Origin of the sequence: Chamaesiphon sp. OTE_8_metabat_110 (genome assembly GCF_031382685.1) — a bacterium.
GTDB lineage: Bacteria > Cyanobacteriota > Cyanobacteriia > Cyanobacteriales > Chamaesiphonaceae > Chamaesiphon.
On sequence record NZ_JANMZA010000593.1, the window covers coordinates 1 to 2,104 of the forward strand.

Annotated in this window: 5 protein-coding genes and 1 pseudogene; 2 read left to right on the forward strand and 4 right to left on the reverse strand. The window is 46.4% G+C overall.

Going from position 1 to position 2,104, the window contains the following annotated elements:
* Positions 1 to 102, forward strand: a pseudogene (locus RMO52_RS21375) (carbohydrate ABC transporter permease); the annotation flags it as partial.
* Between the two features lie 75 nt (positions 103 to 177).
* Here the strand turns inward: RMO52_RS21375 and RMO52_RS21380 are convergent.
* Positions 178 to 822, reverse strand: coding sequence for a nitroreductase family protein (locus RMO52_RS21380; RefSeq protein ID WP_309743504.1), 645 nt, complete (start codon positions 820 to 822; stop codon positions 178 to 180).
* A gap of 203 nt (positions 823 to 1,025) precedes the next feature.
* On the opposite strand from RMO52_RS21380, the gene RMO52_RS21385 reads away from it, so the two are divergent.
* The gene (locus tag RMO52_RS21385; RefSeq protein WP_309743502.1) at positions 1,026 to 1,223 is read left to right on the forward strand and encodes a DUF6887 family protein; all 198 of its coding nucleotides are present in this window, start codon (positions 1,026 to 1,028) and stop codon (positions 1,221 to 1,223) included.
* Between the two features lie 38 nt (positions 1,224 to 1,261).
* Here RMO52_RS21385 and RMO52_RS21390 read toward each other — a convergent pair whose 3' ends face one another.
* The 3 genes from RMO52_RS21390 to RMO52_RS21400 form a co-directional block, all read right to left on the reverse strand.
* The gene (locus tag RMO52_RS21390) at positions 1,262 to 1,492 is read right to left on the reverse strand and encodes a hypothetical protein (RefSeq protein ID WP_309743500.1); all 231 of its coding nucleotides are present in this window, start codon (positions 1,490 to 1,492) and stop codon (positions 1,262 to 1,264) included.
* Complete coding sequence (locus tag RMO52_RS21395; protein WP_309743498.1) at positions 1,479 to 1,751, reverse strand: BrnT family toxin; 273 nt, start codon at positions 1,749 to 1,751, stop codon at positions 1,479 to 1,481. The genes RMO52_RS21390 and RMO52_RS21395 overlap by 14 nt, the downstream gene beginning before the upstream one ends.
* A gap of 114 nt (positions 1,752 to 1,865) precedes the next feature.
* Positions 1,866 to 2,104: hypothetical protein (locus tag RMO52_RS21400; protein WP_310418348.1), on the reverse strand; the 239-nt coding region annotated here is incomplete at its 5' end.

A 2,104-nucleotide genomic window follows, 5' to 3' on the forward strand; every position in this document is an offset into this window, starting at 1 on the left:
GCGGCGGGTGCGATAATTTCGATCGCGCCTGTATTTGTGTTATTTATGTTCGTCCAGCGGTATATCGTCCCGACGGCTACTAGTAGTGGGGTTAAGGGATAGGGAATAGTGGATAGTGAATAGTGGTTACGTTAAAACCCCGACTTCTGCCGAGAAGTCGGGGTTTTTAAAAATCTTTTAACCCTGATAAGGTCGATCGATCCGATCGAGTGATACATTATATTCAAACGGCATCCGACCGGGATCTTTACGGGGTTCGGCAGCATAACCGACTGGTAATACTAACGCGATTGCCAGATCTGGATCGTTTTCGGCACCGATAACAGCTTTGACTTTTGCTTCGCTCCAGCCGTTCATCATGCAAGTAGACAAACCCAGACTTTCTGCCGCCAGCGTCGCATGAGTGGCGGCAATCATCGCATCCTTAATCGCATACTCCCTAGCCTTGTCACCAATTGCCGCAGCAAATTCAGGCACCGCCTTCTGGAAATAAGCAGCAGTACCTTCACTCCAAGCGCCAGTCTGAATGCCTTGTTGAATAATCGGCGTAATATCTTTCTCACCAGCCTTAATATCGGCAGCAAACACCAAGTTAATCGGTGCTTGGACGATTTGGGGTTGATTGAAACATGCTGCGCCTAGAGCCGCTTTTTGGTCGGGATCGGCGACGATAATAATCCGCCAATCCTGGATGTTGTAGCTACTCGGAGCTGCCACAGTGAGTTCGATCAGTTGGCGCAAGAGTTCGGGCGCGATCGGGTCGGGTTTGAAACTTTTGATCGATCGGCGTTGTAAAATTGCGGTTGGGACATCTAATGGCATAAGGTCTGAAGTTGGAGGTACAGGTTACATCTTAGCGGGTAGTCAATCCCCGATCGCGCCTTGATGAGATTAGAAGTGGGAGTTATGCTCGATCCTATAATAATCGATCGATCCTTCGTCCCGCAGCCAACGCGATCGCAGTAAATGGTAGGCGAAGAGATAGAAATAGTAATTTTCCCGAATGGGAAGTGGAGATTTGAACTATGAAACCTGACTTTAATGTGATGACGAAAGCGGAATTACGTGCTTATGTCCTAAAGCATAGAGAAGATACAGCAGCTTTTGAAGCTCTAGCCGATCGTATTTATGCCAATCCCAATCCTCAATGGTATCAACCAGAAGACACCGAAAAGATCGTCGATCTAATTCAAGCTTTTAAACAGAGTAAGCTCAATGATTAAAGCGGTGGGCACTGCCCACCCTACTTTTTTGCTAAGCCTTATTTAGTTTTTGGTGTAGAGATACTTGGCTGACGCTGAGCGATCTCAATTAACAATCGCAATGCTTCATTCACTGCATCAGCAGTCGGGAACATCTCAGCTACATCTGGCTCCAATCGAACTACTTCACCGAAACTTTTTCGTCCAGATCCTAGTTTTCTAACTCTTAAACTCTTCAAGTCATATTCTGGCAACAGGTCATCTTCTAATTCTAAATCATCCTTCTTCATAAACTTTCCTCTCAGTACGGGTTACTTCTCTGGCACTAATTAGGCGAATTAAGTTTCCTCTTTCTGTATAGGAGGCTATTAACAAACGTCTTTGACTCGACTCCCCCACAATCAGATAACGATCTTCCTCATCAGAACGTGCTGGATCGTAAAAATCAACGTAGAGTGGATCGTCAAAGACTGTTTTTGCTTCCTCAAATGAGACTCCATGTTTCGATAGGTTGCTTACCGCTTTATTTTCATCCCAATCAAATCTCATACCCTAATGATGAACTAATAAATCTCTACGCGCAAATGCCCTCCTCTGCGCAGGCAGACGCTGTACCTACGGTAGGCTTCGCCAACGCGAACGGAGGGAAACATGCGACTATTCTTAGCTATAGGCATCCATCGGCAGGCAAGAACAGACTAAATTCCTGTCGCCATAAGCTTGATCGATCCGCCCTACTGCTGGCCAGAACTTATAATCCTGCAACCCAGGCACAGGGAACACCGCTTGCTCCCGACTGTAGGGACGATCCCAATTCGCATCAACTAGATCGACGATCGTGTGTGGCGCATTTTTCAGCGCGTTATTTTGTTTATCCACATTGCCGATTTCGATTTCGCGGA